The sequence below is a fragment of the Streptomyces sp. NPDC051738 genome (assembly GCF_044453205.1).
GTDB lineage: Bacteria > Actinomycetota > Actinomycetes > Streptomycetales > Streptomycetaceae > Streptomyces.
On sequence record NZ_JBITCM010000008.1, the window covers coordinates 149,774 to 164,975 of the forward strand.

Annotated in this window: 14 protein-coding genes; 7 read left to right on the top strand and 7 right to left on the bottom strand. The window is 69.7% G+C overall.

Annotation, left to right across the window (positions count from 1 at the left end):
* The first annotated feature begins 154 nt into the window (after positions 1–154).
* Positions 155–1,189 carry a GlxA family transcriptional regulator gene (locus tag ACIA8X_RS20440; RefSeq protein ID WP_399458828.1) on the top strand — a complete coding sequence of 345 codons (1,035 nt, stop codon included), beginning with the start codon at positions 155–157 and terminating at the stop codon, positions 1,187–1,189.
* A gap of 99 nt (positions 1,190–1,288) precedes the next feature.
* On the opposite strand, the gene ACIA8X_RS20445 is transcribed toward ACIA8X_RS20440, so the two are convergent.
* The 5 genes from ACIA8X_RS20445 to ACIA8X_RS20465 form a co-directional block, all read right to left on the bottom strand.
* The gene (locus ACIA8X_RS20445; protein ID WP_399458829.1) at positions 1,289–2,071 is read right to left on the bottom strand and encodes a S1 family peptidase; all 783 of its coding nucleotides are present in this window, start codon (positions 2,069–2,071) and stop codon (positions 1,289–1,291) included.
* Positions 2,072–2,312: 241 nt separating this feature from the next.
* Positions 2,313–2,516, bottom strand: a complete 204-nt coding sequence (locus tag ACIA8X_RS20450) for a hypothetical protein (protein ID WP_399458830.1) — start codon at positions 2,514–2,516, stop codon at positions 2,313–2,315.
* A gap of 119 nt (positions 2,517–2,635) precedes the next feature.
* The gene (locus tag ACIA8X_RS20455) at positions 2,636–3,835 is read right to left on the bottom strand and encodes a Cmx/CmrA family chloramphenicol efflux MFS transporter (RefSeq protein ID WP_399458831.1); all 1,200 of its coding nucleotides are present in this window, start codon (positions 3,833–3,835) and stop codon (positions 2,636–2,638) included.
* Positions 3,836–4,053: 218 nt separating this feature from the next.
* On the bottom strand, positions 4,054–4,287 hold the full coding sequence (locus ACIA8X_RS20460; RefSeq protein WP_399458832.1) for a DUF397 domain-containing protein: 234 nt from the start codon (positions 4,285–4,287) through the stop codon (positions 4,054–4,056).
* A complete protein-coding gene (locus ACIA8X_RS20465; RefSeq protein WP_399458833.1) occupies positions 4,284–5,105 on the bottom strand; it encodes a helix-turn-helix domain-containing protein in 822 nt (273 codons plus the stop codon). The genes ACIA8X_RS20460 and ACIA8X_RS20465 overlap by 4 nt, the downstream gene beginning before the upstream one ends.
* 112 nt (positions 5,106–5,217) lie before the next feature.
* On the opposite strand from ACIA8X_RS20465, the gene ACIA8X_RS20470 reads away from it, so the two are divergent.
* From ACIA8X_RS20470 to ACIA8X_RS20480, 3 genes are all read left to right on the top strand, one after another.
* Positions 5,218–5,673: an ATP-binding protein gene (locus ACIA8X_RS20470; RefSeq protein ID WP_399458834.1), complete on the top strand. Its 456-nt coding sequence runs from the start codon at positions 5,218–5,220 to the stop codon at positions 5,671–5,673.
* A 50-nt stretch (positions 5,674–5,723) separates the two neighbouring features.
* Positions 5,724–6,413: a DUF899 family protein gene (locus ACIA8X_RS20475; protein WP_399458835.1), complete on the top strand. Its 690-nt coding sequence runs from the start codon at positions 5,724–5,726 to the stop codon at positions 6,411–6,413.
* Positions 6,414–6,476: 63 nt separating this feature from the next.
* Entirely contained in the window at positions 6,477–7,046 is a 570-nt protein-coding gene (locus ACIA8X_RS20480; protein WP_399458836.1) for a YdeI family protein, read from the top strand.
* A gap of 46 nt (positions 7,047–7,092) precedes the next feature.
* On the opposite strand, the gene ACIA8X_RS20485 is transcribed toward ACIA8X_RS20480, so the two are convergent.
* A complete protein-coding gene (locus ACIA8X_RS20485) occupies positions 7,093–7,647 on the bottom strand; it encodes a YceI family protein (protein ID WP_399458837.1) in 555 nt (184 codons plus the stop codon).
* Positions 7,648–7,801: 154 nt separating this feature from the next.
* On the opposite strand from ACIA8X_RS20485, the gene ACIA8X_RS20490 reads away from it, so the two are divergent.
* From ACIA8X_RS20490 to ACIA8X_RS20500, 3 genes are all read left to right on the top strand, one after another.
* Positions 7,802–10,141: a polysaccharide lyase 8 family protein gene (locus ACIA8X_RS20490; protein ID WP_399458838.1), complete on the top strand. Its 2,340-nt coding sequence runs from the start codon at positions 7,802–7,804 to the stop codon at positions 10,139–10,141.
* Between the two features lie 154 nt (positions 10,142–10,295).
* The gene (locus ACIA8X_RS20495; protein WP_393450703.1) at positions 10,296–11,879 is read left to right on the top strand and encodes an acyl-CoA carboxylase subunit beta; all 1,584 of its coding nucleotides are present in this window, start codon (positions 10,296–10,298) and stop codon (positions 11,877–11,879) included.
* 46 nt (positions 11,880–11,925) lie between these two features.
* The gene (locus ACIA8X_RS20500) at positions 11,926–12,117 is read left to right on the top strand and encodes an acyl-CoA carboxylase subunit epsilon (protein WP_393450700.1); all 192 of its coding nucleotides are present in this window, start codon (positions 11,926–11,928) and stop codon (positions 12,115–12,117) included.
* Positions 12,118–12,180: 63 nt separating this feature from the next.
* On the opposite strand, the gene ACIA8X_RS20505 is transcribed toward ACIA8X_RS20500, so the two are convergent.
* Positions 12,181–15,201, bottom strand: a complete 3,021-nt coding sequence (locus ACIA8X_RS20505; protein ID WP_399458839.1) for an NACHT domain-containing protein — start codon at positions 15,199–15,201, stop codon at positions 12,181–12,183.
* Between the last annotated feature and the right edge of the window lies 1 nt (position 15,202).

The following is a 15,202-nucleotide window of genomic DNA, read 5'->3' on the forward strand; positions in this document are numbered from 1 at the left end:
GGGGGGACTCGAACGAGTTGTTCAACAGGTTGTTGAACACGTATGCGACGCTATGGCTCGCACCGGACTGTCGGCAATGACGTGCTATTTGCAGAAACCGACGTCCGCGACCGCAGGCCAAACAGGGGGTTACAGGGTGGGGACCGTAGAGACCGTGGGGACCGTCAACCGGTTGATCGTGATCGTGCTGTTCGAGGGCGTCGACCTCCTCGATGTCACCGGCCCACCGGAGGTGTTCTCCCTCGTCCCGCGCGAGACCGAGGAGTGGGTCGGCTACGAGGTCGTGCTGGCCGCCGAGACCACGGCGCCGGTGACGACGGCGGCCGGTGTGCGGATCCTGCCCGACACCACGTTCCGTGAAGTCGGCGAACGGGCGATCGACACGTTGCTGGTACCCGGCTCCGTCGAGGTGGACGCCGAGCGCCGCATCCACCCCATCACCGACCCCTCCACGGTGGCCTGGGTGAAGGCGCTGGCCACCCGCACCCGGCGGGTGACGTCGGTGTGCGTCGGTGCGCACATCCTCGCCGCCGCGGGACTCCTCGACGGCAAGCGCGCCACCACGCACTGGTCGACCGCGCAGCGGCTCGCCGCCGACCATCCGGCGGTGCGGGTGGACCCGGACCCGATCTTCATCCGCGAGGAGGGCGAGGTCTGGACCGGCGCGGGCATCAGCGCCTGCCTCGACCTGTCCCTCGCCCTGGTCGCGGAGGACTTCGGCGAGCAGGTCGCGCTGCGCGTCGCCCGCCAGCTCGTGATGTACCTGAAGCGGCCCGGCGGGCAGTCCCAGTTCAGCGTGCCGTTGGAGCGGGTGTCGCCGACCCGGCGCATCGAGGATCTGCGGCACCACATCCTGAACAACATCGGCCGGCGCCTCACCGTCCCTGACCTGGCCGCGCACGCGCACGTGAGTGACCGCCAGCTCACCCGGATCTTCAAGACCGAGCTCGGTACGACCCCGCACGCCTACATCGAGTCGGCCCGGGTCGAGTTGGCGGGCAACCTGCTGGAGACCACCGACGACACGCTGGAACGGGTCGCCTCCGTCTGCGGGTTCGGCACCGTCGACACCCTCATCCGGGCCTTCCGCCGCCGCCACGCCACGACGCCGAGCGAGTACCGGGCGAGGTTCCGCGCGGGGCCGGTCCGGGAGACGTCCGAGACCCGGGAGACGTCCGAAACGGTGTGAGACACGGTTCTGATGCGACGTGACTGTGCCCGCCGTACGCGTGCGCACGGCAAGGGCCCGGCGTCCGAGGACACCGGGCCCGTGATGCGGTGGGTCAGGTCAGAGCGAGGACGCAGCCGACGCGATCGCCGACGCGAACGTCGAGACCTCGGTGTAGACACCGGGCGCGTTCGGCCGGGCGCAGCCTATGCCCCAGCTGACGATGCCGACCTGGATCCAGGCGTTGCTGGCGTCGCGGCGGAACATCGGGCCGCCGGAGTCGCCCTGGCAGGTGTCGACGCCGCCCGCGGCGTAGCCCGCGCAGATCTCCTCGCCCGCGATGAGACCGCTGTAGCCGCTGTAGCCACGGCACTGGGCGTCGCTGACGAACGGCACGTTGGCCTTGAGCATGTAGCGCTGCTGGCCACCGCCCTCGGTGGCCGCGCCCCAGCCGGCGACGGTGAAGGTGCCGGTGTTGTACTGCGTGGTGGTGGCGATCTTCAGCGTCGGCAGGTTGATGGGCTGGGCGAGCTTGATGAGCGCCCAGTCCTTGCCGTTGCCGTTGTAGCCGGGGGCCTGGAGGACCTTGGTGGACCTGACCTGAACCCGGCCGCTGGTGGACTGCAGGTCCACGACTCCGGCGGTGGCGGTGATGCTGGTGTTGTTGCCGGAGCCGCTCACACAGTGCGCGGCGGTGAGCACGATCTGCTGGGTGTAGAGCGCACCGCCACAGCCCATGGAGAGCCGGACCATGAACGGGAACTCGCCCTGCGTGGCCCGGGTTCCGCCGACGACACGCGAGTCGGCGGCCTGCGCGGCCGAGACGGGCTGAAGGCTGACGATCGCGAGGGCGGCGGCGCCGAGGACCGCGCATCTCTTGAACGCGGTGAGGAGCTTCTTCAACGTGATGCCTTCCGTGGGGGGTTGGACATGCGAACGTGGAGAGAGCGCTGAAATGTCGGGGGCATGCCAGATGGGGCAGGAAACGGCGGGGAGCACCTTCCTGGCTCTGGTGACATGCGCCGGTCAATTCTGTTGCTGGATTATGTGGATCCTGTGACTGCCCGGACAAGGGGCCAATTCCGGCCACGCCCGTTCAGGACAGAGTCCTTCCAGCTCAGGACACGGGCCTCCCGCCCTACCACTACCGCGCGTACCGCTCCCCGGCGGCACGCCACCAGCCGGGCGGCGACGGGGAGTTGACGACAGCGGTCGGCTGATCGGGATGCAGCCCGAGCCGCCACAGGGCACCGGCATCCACGTGCACCGTGATCCACGCATGCCAGTGCCCGTCGGCCCCCGGCGCGCACACCCGATCCCAGCGGATCTCGTCCGCGCCGAACGGCATCCAGTCGATGCCGCGTTCACGCAGTCAACCGCGAACGGCGGCCAAGGGCCGAGGAGACCCCTTCTCGAATTCGTACGAGGCGATGGCGACCCAGGCGGCACCGGGTCGGGACGTGATGGTCATACCGACGAGGATGCCCCGGTACGACTCCCGTCCGCGCCCCGATTTCGCCGCCCGGCGAGGCCGCTTGCGCCCCCGACGCCCGTCACCATCAGCGACAGCGCGACCAACGCGGCGCTCACCCACAGCGGCGACCGGTACCCGAGCCCCGCCCCGATGGCCGTACCGCCGAGCCAAGGCCCCAGCGCCGCGCCCACGTTGAACGCGGCGGTCGCGAAGCCACCGCCCAGCGTTGGCGCGCCGGGAGCCGCGTACAGCACCTCGGAGACGAGCGTGGACCCGACCCCGAAGGACAGCGCCCCCAGCACGAAGACGAGCCCGAGCGCCACGGCCGGCGTCCCGGCGCCGAGCGCGAGGGCACCCCACCCGAGGCACAGGGCGCCGCCACCCACGCCCAGCACCACACCGGGCCGCCGATCGGCGAACCGCCCCGCGACACCGACCCCCACGAAGGACCCGGCACCGAACAGCGCCAGCACGGCGGGCACCCACCCGCTGCCCAGCCCCGTCACCTCCGTGACCAGGGGCGCGAGATAGGTGAACGTACAGAAGGTCGCCCCGTTCACGAGGGCGCCCAGCAGCAGCGTGACCTGGAGCCGGGGACTGCGCAGCGACCGCAGCTCACCCCGCAGCGCGGGCCGCTCCGAGCCGTCCGCACCGCCGGGTACGGACAGCGCCACGGCCACCACAGCGGGCAGGGACACCAGAGCCACGGCCCAGAACGCCGCGCGCCAGCCCCAGAGTTGACCGAGCACCGCCCCCGCGGGCACCCCGACGACACAAGCGAGCGTGACTCCGCCCAGCAGCGTGGACGTCGCCCGCCCCTTGGCCTCCGGTGCGACCAGCTGTGCCGCCGTGCTGAGGGCGACGGCCAGGAACCCGGCATTGGCGAGCGCCCCGACGACGCGGGTGACGATCAGCATGCCGAAGCTGTCGGTCACGGCTCCCACGACATGGACGGCGAGAAACACCCCCAGAAACCCCAGCAGCGCCCCGCGCCGCGACCACCTCCGCGCGAGCCCGGCCATCAACGGCGCCCCGACCACCATCCCCACGGCGAAGGCGGAGGTGAGCGCACCGGCGGCGGGCACCGAGACCCCCAGATCCCGGGCGATGTCCGGCACCAGCCCGGACAGCATGAACTCGGACGTCCCCTGCGCGAACACGGCGACACCCAGCAGAAAAACAGCGAACGGCATGAAGAAACTCCGCAACCCGAAGTCGAAGAAGAAGACGAAACGGCACGTCGAACGGCCGTCCGGCAGCGGAGTGAGCCCGGAAGCGGAAGCAGAAGCGAACGCTGATCAGCCCGACATCACGAGCAGCCACCGGAGAGCCGGTGGCCGGAGTCTGGAGGCTTCGGGGCTGGACACGGAGGCAGGCTATGTGGACCCGGCGGCGCGGGTCCACGGGATTTTCAGCGGACGGCGCGACCGAGGAAAGTGCTCCAAGTGGCGGTGGAGACGGTGAGGATGGGGCCGTCAGGGTTCTTGGAGTCGCGAACGTGGACGGCGGAGGGGTGGGTGGCGACCTCGACGCAGTCGCCGCCCTCATCGCTGCTGTAGCTGGACTTCCGCCATGCGTAGGTGACTTCGAGGCAGTTGCCGCCCTCGTCGCTGCTGTAGCTGGACTTGAACCATGCGGTCTTCATGACTCTCCTAGAAGTCCGTTCAAGAGGCGCACGCTCTCGTCGGGTGAGAGTGCCTGTGACCGCAGCATTCCATACTTGAGGTGATAGTCACTGACCTCGTCTGGATCATCGACGAGGAAGCTGGCACGGTGCACCTCCAGGTAGCCGAGGCGTTCGTACTCGGGGGTTTCCAGCAGCAACATGGGGCCCGCGAGACCACAGTGCGGTGTCCGGTCCATGGGCATGATCTGAAAGCCCATGTGGACGGGCGCGGTGCATTCCAGGATCTGGCGGAACTGCTCCCGCATCACCTCCGGCCCTCCGACCTCCCGCCGCAGAATGCTCTCCTCCAGGATGAAGTGGCCCACCGGCGGCCGCTCCCGCTGCCAGATCAACTGTCGCTCCATGCGGGCGCTCACCCACTGCTCGGCTGTCTCGTTCTGGATCGCTGGATGCCGATAGTCGAACACGGCACGGCAGTAGTCCCTGGTCTGAAGCAGCCCAGGAATCACCTGAGTCTGGTACGAGAGGATGCTCACCGCCTCCTGCTCATGATCGACCAGCCCTTGAGCGAACTGCACGATCTTCTCCCGCACAGGCAGCTGGTCCACGAGGACTGCCAACGCGCCCCCGGTCCCGAGCAGTTCGTCGAACTGCTCGGCTCGGTCCGGCTGAAGCGCCAACCTCCCCTGCTCAATGGACCCCACGGTGTCGACATGAATGTTCGCCAGCTCCGCGAACTGCTCCTGTGTCAGGCGTGCCTTCCGTCGGAAGTGCGCCACCAGCGCCCCGACCGCTCGCCAACTGCCGACCTTCTTGGGCTTCTTCGCCGTGTGCATGGTTGTGCCTTTCCCCCGTGGGTGCGCGAAGTCCTCGTAGTGAGGTCGTAGTTCTCAGGACTACGACCTCACTCACTGATCCACGATAGTGACTCCCAGTGACAGTGGCCCCGTGAACGTACAACCCCAACACCCCCACACCCGCGAGGCGTTCTACCGCCGCGACCGCCGGTCGGTGCGTCTGGCCCGCGAGTTCACTCACGCGACCCTCACCGACTGGGCGGCAACAGCCCGCACCGACGACGTACTGCTCTGTGTGAGCGAGCTGACCACGAACGCGCTGCTCCACGGTGTACCGCCGGGCCGAGGCCTCCTCCTGCGGTTGGTGCGGCACCTCGACGAAGTGATCCGGGTCGAAGTCCATGACAGCGGCCCCGGCAGACTCAGGTTCGGCGACCCCTCACCGGAGTCGGAACACGGCCGGGGCCTCCTCCTGGTGACCCTCCTCGCGGACAAGTGGGGAGTCGAGGACCGGGACCCGGGCAAGGCCGTGTGGTGCGAGTTCGCGCCCGAGGGGGACGCCGCGCCGTCGAGGTCGGCTGAGGACAGGGCGCTGACCGAGTACTAGTCTTGAAGTCCGGTATGGGGGGGGATACAAGCCCGCCCCAGGAGGACGCGATGTTCCGGCACACCCGGCTGCCAGGGGAATCCGCCGAATACCTCGCCGCCCGTGAAGAACTGCGCCTCGCCGAGATCGAGCTGATGCGTCACCGTGAGGAGGTCGCGGCCCGGCGGCGCACGCTGCCGCCGGGGCCGCCGGTCGACGACTACGTCTTCCTGGAGGGTCCCGCGGACCTCGACGCCGGCGACGAACCGGTCCGCGAGGTGAGGCTGAGCGAGCTCTTCACCGCCCCCGAACGGTCGCTGATCATGTACCAGTTCATGTACGGCAAGGCGCAGACCAGCCCCTGCCCGATGTGCACCATGTGGATCGACGGCTTCAGCGGCATCGCCCACCACGTCGCGCGCAACGCCGACTTCGTCATCGCCGCGGCCGCCGACCCGCCTGTCCTGCGGCAGCATGCCCGCAACCGCGGATGGCACCGGCTGCGGCTTCTGAGTTGTGGCGACAGCACGTTCAAGTTCGACACGGGCAGCGAGGACAAGGACGGCGCACAGGACTCCACCGTCTCCGTGTTCACCCGCGACGGCGACGGCACCGTCCGCCACTTCTACTCCGCGCACCCCCGCATGTCCCCCGAGATCGAGGAACGGGGCATCGACCTGCTGGCCCCCGTCTGGCACCTCCTCGACCTGGCCCCGCAGGGACGCGGCGACTGGTACCCGAGCGTCGAATACGGACCCTGACCCTGACCCTGACCCGGGAAATAGAGGACGGATTCTGACCTATATCCCCCCTAGGTTTCCGTCATGAGCCCTCACCCCGATCCGGACCCCCTCGCCTTCCCCTCCGCCCCCGCCCTCGACACCTGGCTGGCCGAGCACCCCGCCCCGCACCCCGGCCTCTGGGTGAAGGTCGCCAAGAAGGGCTCCGGCATCCCCTCCGTCACCGCCGCCGAGGTCAACGACGTGGCCCTCTGCCACGGCTGGATCACCGGTCAGCGCAAGGGCTTCGACGCCGAGTGCTTCCTGCAGAGGATCACCCCGCGACGGCCCGGCAGCCTGTGGTCGATGGTCAATGTGCGGCGCGTCGAGGAGCTGGCGGCCGCCGGGCGGATGCGGCCCGCCGGGGTCGCGGAGGTGGATGCCGCGAAGGCGGACGGGCGGTGGGAGGCGGCGTACGAGTCGCAGCGGAACGCATCGGTTCCGGACGAGTTGACCGCGGCGCTGGAAGAGGATGCCGAGGCCAGGGTGGCCTTCGAGAAGCTGGGCAGGACCGAGCGCTACCAGATCATGCTCGGCCTTCTGCGCGCTCGGACCCCACGCAGCCGGGCGGCCCAAGTCGCCGCGATCCTCCGGAAATTGACGAAGCGCCGGTGAGCGAAAGGCTCACCGGCGCTCTCGTGGCGCGCAAGGATGCGCAGCGTCACGCGTTCCGGATGGCCGAAATGTCGAAGTTCAGCTTGATCTTGTCCGAGATCAGCACCCCACCCGTCTCCAGCGCGGCGTTCCAGGTCAGACCCCACTCCGAGCGAAGGATCTGCGCCTTGCCCTCGAAACCGACGCGCTCGTTGCCGAACGGGTCCTTCGCGGCGCCGTTGAACTCCAGGTCGATGGTGATCGGCTTGGTGGTGCCGAGGATCGTCAGGTCACCGGTGATGCGGTAGTCCTCGTCGCCGACGGCCTCGGCCGAGGTCGAGCGGAAGGTCATCGTCGGGAACTCCTCGATCTTGAAGAAGTCCGCGCTCTTGAGGTGACCGTCGCGGTCGGCGGAGCCGGTGTCGATGCTGTCCATCTTGACGTCGATGGACGCCGTGGACGCGGACGGCTCGTTGCCGTCCAGGTGCAGCGAGCCGCTGAAGTCGAGGAACTTGCCCTTGACGTTGGTGACCATGGCGTGGCGGACGGTGAAGCCGATCGTGGAGTGGGCCGTGTCGATCGTGTAGTCGCCGGTCAGAGTGGAGAGGTCGGTGTTCGTCATGACGTGCTCCTTCGGGGTGGGGTAGGTGAGGCGTGGATGCAATGTTGAATCTTGAACTACATCAACGCATCCGACCGTAGACCTATTCCGTTCAATGTTCAACATCATCCGCAAAGTGTTGGCGTGATTACGCTGAGGTGGTAGATGCCCAGGCATGACCTCTCAGCGCACCGGGCCCACCAGACCCACCCGCCGAGCCGTCCTGCTCGCGGCGGCGCTCCTGGCCACCACCGCCGGCACCACCACCGCCGCCCACTCGGCCCCTGCCGATGCCTACGACGCCCTCCGCCGCCGCTGGCTCGACATCGCCCTCGGCGCCGGCTACGACCCGACGGCACAGCCGTACGCCGCCCGCCTCGCCGAAACCGGCACCCTCGCCCGCGGCTTCCGGGCCACCATGGCCCCCACCCCCACCTTCCTATGGCCCGGCCACCCCTACGACCCGCCCGCCGGCATCACCCAGAGCTACGGCCGCCTGTGGACCATGACCCAGGCCTACGTCCAGCAGGGCACCGGCTCCACCGCCGACCCGTCCCTCCTCGCCGACGTCCTGCGCGGCCTCGACCACCTCTCCGCCACCGTCTACAACCCCTCCACCACCCGCTACGGCAACTGGTGGGAATGGCAGATCGGCAGCCCCCGCCTGCTGATGGACATCACGGCCGCCCTGTACGACCAGCTCACCGACGCCCAGCGCGAAGCCGCCTGCGCGGCCGTCGACCACTTCATCCCCGACGCCATGCTCACCGACTACTCCGGCACCTCCACCGGCGCCAACCGCGTCGACCTGTGCCGCGGCGTCGCCCTGCGCGGCATCCTCGGCCGCGCCCCGGCGAAGATCGCGCTCGCCCGGGACGCGCTCTCGCCGGTCTTCCCGTACGTCACCAAGGGCGACGGCCTCTACGCCGACGGCTCCTTCGTGCAGCACACCTGGGTCGCCTACTCCGGCACCTACGGCCAGGTCCTCCTCGACGGCCTCGGCCGGCTCTTCGCCCTGCTCGCCGGATCCGAGTGGGAGGTGACCGACCCGAACCGGCAGATCGTCCTCGACAGCGTCGAGCGCGCCTACGCGCCCCTCATCCACGACGGGTTGGTGATGGACAGTGTCAACGGCCGTGCCATCAGCCGGGGTTACCTCAAGAGCGACGACCGGCACGTGCTGCGCAGCGACCACTACCACGGGCAGGGGATCATCGCCGCGGTCGCGCTCCTCGCGGGCGGCGCGAGCACTGCGGAACGGGAGCGCTGGTGCGGCCGTATCAAGGGATGGATCGAACGGGACACCGTCACACCGATCTTGACGGCCCGTCAGTTCGACGTCGCCGACCTCGCCCGGCTGCATGCCCTCGCCGCGTCACCGGTCGCCGCCGCCCCCGAACCCACCGGCCACCACCTCTTCGCCGCCATGGACCGGGCGGTGCACCGCCGCCCGCGCTTCGTCGCGAACATCGCCATGGCGAGCGACCGCATCGCCCACTACGAGTGCGGCAACGGCGAGAACCCACGCGGCTGGCACACCGGCGCCGGGATGCTCGCCTGGTGGGCGGAGGGGCATGGCGACCAGTACACGAACTGGTACTGGCCCACCGTCGACTGGTACCGGCTCCCCGGCACGACCGTCTCCACGCTCCGCCTCCCCGACAAGGCCGGCGGCGAGTGGGGCGAGCCCAAGCCCGACGTGCGGTGGGTCGGGGGCGCCACCGACGGTGAGTACGCGGCGATCGGGCAGCACCTGAAGGGGCTGGGGTCGACGCTCCAAGCGCGTAAGTCGTGGTTCTGCGTCGACGACGCCGTGATCTGCCTCGGCGCCGGGATCACCTGCGCCGACGGCGTCCCCGTCGAGACCGTCGTCGACAACCGCAACCTGGGGGAGGGCGGCACCGAGGCATTCGTCCGCGGACCCGGCTGGGCGCACCTGGCGGGCCACGGCGGCTGGGTGGTGCCGTACGGCGATCTGCGCACCCTGCGCGAGGACCGCACCGGCGCCTGGTCGGACATCAACACCACCAGCACGACGGAGCGCCGCACCCGCCGCTGGCAGACCCTCTGGCTCGACCACGGCACGGACCCGGTGGACGCGACCTACGTCTACCTGCTCATGCCCGGCGCGGACCGCCGCGAGGTGGCGGCACGGGCGGCGCAGGGCGCCCACTGGCTGTCGGTCCTGGCCAACGACAGCACGTGCCAGGCGGTCGGCGTCCCCTCCCTCGGCCTCACGGCCGCCAACTTCTGGCAGCCGGGCACGGCGGGCCCGATCACCGCCTCCGCCGGGGCGAGCGTGCTGCTCCGGCGCCGGGGCCGCACCGCTACTCTCTGCGTGAGCGAGCCACCGCGCACCGGCGAACCGCTGGAGATCATCTGGGACCGTCCCGTGCGACGCGTCCTGCACGCGGACGACTCGGTCGAGATCCTCTCCACCGGCCGCCGACTGAGGGTCCGTGTCACTCCGGGGATGGTATGTACGAGCCACCGTTGTGAGGTGGCTCTCAGGTGACGGCTTTGTACGACCCCCACAACGCGCACGCCCTCTGAGCAGTCGGAAAGGCTGCACGCCGCCATGGTTCTGTTCAGGGGTACCAGGAAATGGGTCCGGAGACTGTACGGAGTCAACGGCTCGCTTTCCTTGGTGTCCTTCGTAAGGTCGCTACATGACCGTTTTGGAAGAGGCACTGGGTGAGCCGATCGACGCCCGCGGGCGGACCGCCGAGCTGCACGAGATCCGTGCGCAGGCGCTGGCCGGCCCGAGCGAGAAGGCGACCGCGGCGCAGCACGCCAAGGGCAAGCTGACCGCCCGGGAGCGGATCGAGCTGCTCGTGGACCCGGGTTCCTTCCGGGAGGTCGAGCAGCTGCGCCGGCACCGGGCGGTCGGGTTCGGCCTGGAGGCCAAGAAGCCGTACACCGACGGTGTCATCACCGGCTGGGGCACGGTGGAGGGCCGTACGGTCTTCGTCTACGCCCATGACTTCCGCATCTTCGGCGGCGCGCTGGGCGAGGCCCATGCCACGAAGATCCACAAGATCATGGACATGGCCATCGCGGCCGGCGCTCCGCTGGTCTCCCTGAACGACGGCGCGGGCGCCCGTATCCAGGAGGGCGTCTCCGCCCTCGCCGGCTACGGCGGCATCTTCCAGCGCAACACCAAGGCGTCCGGCGTCATCCCGCAGATCAGCGTGATGCTCGGCCCGTGCGCGGGCGGCGCGGCGTACAGCCCCGCCCTGACGGACTTCGTCTTCATGGTCCGCGAGACCTCGCAGATGTTCATCACCGGCCCGGACGTGGTCAAGGCCGTGACGGGCGAGGAGATCACCCAGAACGGCCTGGGCGGCGCGGACGTGCACGCCGAGACCTCCGGCGTCTGCCACTTCGCGTACGACGACGAGGAGACGTGCATCGCCGAGGTGCGCTACCTGCTCTCGATGCTGCCCCAGAACAACCGTGAGAACCCGCCCCGGGTGGAGTCCACGGACGCGGCCGACCGCCGTAGCGAGGTGCTCCTGGACCTCGTCCCGGCGGACGGCAACCGGCCGTACGACATGGCCAAGGTCATCGAGGAGATCGTCGACGACGGCGAGTACCTGGAGGTCCACGAGCGCTGGGCGCGGAACATCATCTGCGCCCTGGCCCGCCTGGACGGCCAGGTGGTGGGCATCGTGGCCAACCAGCCGCAGTCCCTCGCGGGCGTCCTGGACATCGAGGCGTCGGAAAAAGCTGCGCGCTTTGTCCAGATGTGTGACGCTTTCAATATCCCGATCGTCACCTTCCTGGACGTCCCCGGGTTCCTCCCGGGCGTCGACCAGGAGCACGGCGGAATCATCCGGCACGGAGCGAAGCTCCTCTACGCCTACTGCAACGCCACCGTTCCCCGGATCTCCCTGATCCTGCGCAAGGCCTACGGAGGTGCCTACATCGTCATGGACAGCCAGTCCATCGGTGCCGACCTCACCTACGCCTGGCCCACGAACGAGATCGCCGTGATGGGCGCGGAAGGCGCGGCCAACGTCATCTTCCGCCGGCAGATCGCCGAGGCCGAGGACCCCGAGGCCATGCGGGCCCGCATGGTCAAGGAGTACAAGTCCGAGCTCATGCACCCGTACTACGCGGCCGAGCGCGGCCTCGTCGACGACGTGATCGACCCCGCGGAGACCCGCGAGGTGCTCGTGAAGTCCCTGGCGATGCTCCACACCAAGCACGCCGACCTGCCGTCCCGCAAGCACGGCAACCCCCCGCAGTAACCCACCGGTACCGCTGCGGAAACCTCTCTCACGGAGACTGACACCCATGAACCTCCCTGACATTCGCGTCGAGAAGGGCCACGCCGAGCCCGAGGAAGTCGCCGCCATCACGGCGATCCTCCTGGCCCGCGCCGCCGCCCAGCCCTCCACGACCCCGGCCCACCGAGGCCGCGCGAAGGCCGGCTGGCGCCGCCTGGAGCGCGAGCCCGGGTTCCGGGCGCCGCACAGCTGGCGCTGAGTTTTTTTGAGTGTGGCCACGGCCCCGTTCTCCCGGGTGGGAGGGCGGGGCCTTGGCGTGTGTTCAGCGGATGTTGACTTCGACGCCCGGGAAGTCCAGGGCGGCGCGGTCGTCGGGCAGGACGCAGTCGTAGAAGCTGAGCCGCTTCACCTTGGGCGGGGTGAACTCGGGCATCTTCAGCCACGCGTCGACGTCGACGGTGTGGAGGGTCAGGTCCAACTCGGTCAGTGAGGACACCAGGTGCAGGCCTTTGGGCACACATGCCTCCTCAGTGACCAGTGTGAGGCTGAGCAGGCCGGAGCATTCCCCGAGGTGAGCCAGGTCGTTGGCCGCGCTCACGTCCCACAGCCACAGGTGGGTGAGCTGCGACCCCAGCCGCATGCCGTCCAGGTTCGGGGTGCGGCTGAGGCTGCCCAGAAACAGGTACCGCAGTTGCGAGAGCTCGCCCAGTACGTCGAGGTGCTTCAGCGACATGTCGCCGCTGAGGTCGAGGAAGCGCAGGCCGGTGTGGTTCCGGAGCGCCCGGAGGTCGATCTCGCCGCGCAGCTGGAACGCGGAAAGGTGCCTCAAGGGCGGCAGGTCGCCCACTGTCGCGAACTCCGTGAAGGGATAGCTGATGGACAGGTCGGTGAGCGAAGGCAACCGGGTCGCGGCTCGTAGTTGGGCGGAATGCGTGAGCTTCACGCGTCGGCCGCTGAGCGGCAGCCGCGAAAGGATTCGGTCTGCATAGGCGTCAGCGTCGAAATACGCCCAGGCGTCGATGAGTTCAAGGATCACTTCATGGCGGTCGTCGCCTATGTACCCCTCCAGTACCTCCAACGCCTCCTCGCCGCCGATCAGCGCGGCCGTGCGCACCGTCTGCGCCGCCGCCCGCTCGGTCAGCGCCTCGCCGGCCCGCGGCAGGTTCCGCAGCAGGCTCGGCCCCACCGCCGCGAGCGAGGGCGGATCTGTCTTCCTGCGGGGCGGAAGCAGCGCTGACAGAGCGTCCTCCAACCGCCCCGCCAACGCGTCCGACACCGACGGCAACGTCTCCTGACAAGAAGCAGCCACCAACCGCAACGCCCGCGCGTACCGAGGCTCCTTCTGCGCCCGGTCCAGAATCCCCCCGATCAGCTCCTCCCGCTGACGCGCATTCGCATGCCCCGCCGCCATGATCACGGTCTCCCGCCACAGATCCAGATGCGCCCGCCCGACCAGATTCCCCATCCGGTCCTCCTCGGCGGCCTCCTGCGCGGCGAGGTACTCCTGGAACGTCCGGTGCACGAAGTCCAGCCGCCCCTGGGCGGGGGACCGCAGTATCCCGGCCCGGTCCCGCAGTTGCTGCAGCACCGCCTCGCCGTCCATCGGCTCCAGATGCCGCATCGCCCTGAGCCGCGCACCCACATGCACCGCCGCCTGCTCCAGCGCGATCTCGCTGCGGTTGTTGTCCGACAGCCGCCAGGCCAGGTCCCGCAACAGGATCAGCTTGTCCCCGAGGCTCAGCGCGCTGTCCACCGAACTCGGCACATTCCGGTCGGCGTCCCGGTCATGGACCAGCGTGTGCAGCGCACTGCGGTACAACTCCATCCGGTCCCGGGGCAGTTGCCGCCCCCGGTTCAGATGCATCGCACACAGCATCGCCGCCAGCAACGGCGTCCCCGCCAGCGACTGAAGATGCGCCCGGTCCTTCAGGCTCGTCAGCAACGACTGCTCGTATTGAGGGAGTTCGTCCACCCCGCACGGCAGTTCATCGCCCAGTTCCCGTACCGCCTGATGCCACTGCCGGACGAAGGCGGCCAAGTCCGGGGGAGTCATCCGCTCCAGGTGCAGCGCCGCGAAGTCCTCCCGCCGCAGCCAGTCCGCGCCCGCAGCAGCCGGCCGGGAGGTGACCACCACCCGCACCTCGCCGTACGTCGACAGCAGCCGCCGCAGCCAGTCCCGCATCGCCCGCCGCTCCCGGTCGAGCAGTTCGTCCACGCCGTCGATCAGCAGCAGCGCCCGCCCGCTGTCGAGCTGCCGCTCCACCCAGCCCCTCGGCATGATCCCGGTCAGCGGCGCCGCCACCCCGTCGAGCATCGCCTCCGGCGTCGGCAGCGTACGGCCGCTGTACTCCCGCAGCTTCACGAACATGGGCGTCAGACCGTTCCAGTCCGTCAGCTCCCCGCTGAACGCGCCCCGCGCCGCCGTCACCGCCAGCCAGCGCAGCAACGTCGTCTTGCCCGAGCCCGCCTCGCCGCGCAGCAGCACCCGCGAGGAGCCGCGCAGGGCCGCCTCCACGCGCATCCCGGAGCTCTCGACGTCCGCGGTCTCCCAGTCGCTCATGTCGGCCCGCAGCCGGGGCATGGAGCGCGCCGTACGCCGCCACGCGCCGTCGTCCCCGGTCGCCCGCAGGCTGACGTACGCCACCGACAGCCGTACCTGGGCGGCGGCACGGTCGGAGGCGCGGCGGAACAGTTCCACCTCGTCGAGGCTCTCGCTGACCAGCTCCAGATAGCGGCGCCGGAACGCCGTGTCCTGGTCCGTGCCGTCCGGCGCGAACAGCGAGCGGTCGGGGAGCCGCTCCAGGATGCGGGCCACCTCACCGCCCAGCGTGGAGGTCCGCACCAGCAGTTCCGCCGCCGCCCGTTCCTCGAACACCGGCAGGCCGCGCACGATCCGGACGTAGTACTCCACACACTCGGTGAACAGCCGCTCGTACAACCGGCCTTCCGCCTCGCCCAGCCCCACCGGCGCCCGCACCGCCCGGGTGATCCGCCGGATCAGCTCGGCCGGCTGGGCGTCCGCCGCGAGCAGCGCCTCGTCGGAGAGGTCCGCCGCGGCGAAGGTGTCGCACACGGCGTCGATCACCGCTTGCCGCCCGGACTCCTCCAGACCCCTGAACTCGTGCTCCAGAAACGGCTCCAGCCGGTCGAACACCGCGTCGGCGATCTGCTCGAACTGCCGCTTCACACTCCGCGAGAACTTCACCCCGGGCACCCGCACCCGGGCCAACTCCTCGATGGACAGATGGCGTTCCTGCTCGCGCCGCTTGCCGCCGAGCCAGATCCGCGCCGCCGTGTTGGCCACGGTCGTGCCCAGCCGTAAGGCGGCCGTCTCCGCGATCACC